1 protein-coding gene is annotated in these 1,953 nt (G+C 62.5%); it reads left to right on the top strand.

Annotation, left to right across the window (positions count from 1 at the left end):
• Positions 1–560: 560 nt before the first annotated feature.
• Positions 561–1,953: PTS transporter subunit IIC (locus FJ980_RS30140; protein ID WP_140547252.1), on the top strand; the 1,393-nt coding region annotated here is incomplete at its 3' end.

The following is a 1,953-nucleotide window of genomic DNA, read 5'->3' as shown; positions in this document are numbered from 1 at the left end:
GTCAGCCGGACGCCGGAAATCCGGGATTCGTGCGGCGCAATTACGGCCTTATAACCCCAGAGTCGACCCTGCTAAACATAAAGTGATCGGCCGGCTCAATCCATGTTGGGCCTTACCACGGCCCGAACTTGGGTCAGCCAAGGCCTGAGAACGGCCAGTCCGCAGTGCGGCAACTATCCGAAGATAGGAATTTTTTCTTGACGGGGTGAAGGCAACTATGGTAGAGATCTGGTTATGGTGCTGAGTTGCGCCAGGGAGCCGCCGCACAGGCGGGTTTTTCCGTTCAATGGTCCGTCAAGAGCGCACAGGCGAAGGCTCCGTCAGCCCGGATGCCTTGGGTTCAAAGACTTGCCAATTGACATTGCCTTGAACTGCCTCAATAAAACATTCGTTCGCCAGCGAAGGCAAATGTTCATCCCGCATCACCGAGCGGGACGCATTCCGCCTCGCGGGCAGAACGGGGAGTGCCTTTGCGCCGAGGTTGGCGGCAAAGGCGTTGGAGATCAACGGAGCATCATTTCGAACCCGGGGGTCGGGCTCGGTGCTCCAGGGGAGGACAAATGGATACTATTCTTGCGGGCCTCAAAGGGGCCATCGACACGCTCGGCGCAACAGTGCTGCTGCCGATCGTCATTTTCATCATAGCCGTCGTTCTGGGCGCAAAGGTCAGCAAGGCTTTTCGCGCCGCGGTCACCATCGGCGTCGCCTTCATCGGCATCAATCTCGTGCTTGGCCTGATGTTCACGTCGATCGGCGACGTCGCCAAAGCCATCGTCACCAACACCGGCATTCATCGCGACATCATCGATGTCGGCTGGCCGTCGGCGGCCGCCATCGCCTTCGGCTCGTCGGTCGGCCTGTGGGTCATCCCCGTCGGCATCCTGGTCAACATCGTGCTGTTGCTGACGCGCATGACGCGCACGCTCAATGTCGACGTCTGGAACTTCTGGCACTTCGCCTTTGTCGGCTCGCTGGTCGTGGCGGCGACCGACAATCTGGCCTACGGCATCGCCATCGCGGCGTTGGTCGCGGCGCTGTCGCTGCTGTTCGCCGACTGGTCGGCGCGCGCGGTGCAGCAGTTCTATGGCGTGCCCGGCATTTCGGTGCCGCACCTGGCCTCCGCGCAGATCCTGCCGATCGCCATCATCCTGAACTGGATCATGGACCGTATTCCCGGCATCAACCGCATCAACATCAACACCGAGACCATCGAGCGCCGGTTCGGCGTGTTCGGCGAACCTGTCGTGCTCGGCTTGATCATCGGTCTCGTGCTCGGTGCCATCGCCTTCTACAATGCGGGCGATCTCGGCACGGTGCTCGCCAAGGTGCTTGGCACCGGCATGACCCTGGCAGCCGTCATGCTGCTTTTGCCGCGCATGGTGAAGATCCTGATGGAGGGCCTGATCCCGGGCTCCGACGCGGCGCAGGAATACGTGCGCAAGCGCACCGGCGTCCGCGAGCTTCTGGTCGGCCTGGACTCCGCCATCCTGATCGGGCATCCCGCCGCGATCTCGTCGTCGCTGATCCTGGTGCCTATCGCGATCATCCTGTCGGTGATCCTGCCGGGCAACCGCGTCATCCTGTTCGCCGACCTGGCGGTCATTCCCTTCATCGTCGCCATGACCGCCCCTCTGGTCAAAGGCAATGTGTTCCGCATGGTGGTGATCGGCACGGTGACGCTGGCGATCGGTTTCTACGTCGCCAACGCGCTGGCGCCGCTGTTCACAAGTGCGGCCGTCGCGTCGGGCTTCAAGCTGCCGGCAGACGCGCTGCAGATCACCTCGGTCGTCGACGGCTTCCTGTGGGTGCCCTATGTGATCATCGAGGCGATCCAGGGACTTGGCCTTGCCGGCATCGTCGTGATCGCCGTGGTCATCGCGGCATTGTTCGTCCTCTATCGCCGCAACACGCTCGGCTGGGAACGGGCAGCGGGCGCCGAGGACGAGCCGGCCG

This window comes from Mesorhizobium sp. B1-1-5, assembly GCF_006443065.1.
Lineage (GTDB): Bacteria > Pseudomonadota > Alphaproteobacteria > Rhizobiales > Rhizobiaceae > Mesorhizobium.
Note: the sequence above shows the minus strand (reverse complement) of the source record. Positions and strands in the feature narration are given on the sequence as shown.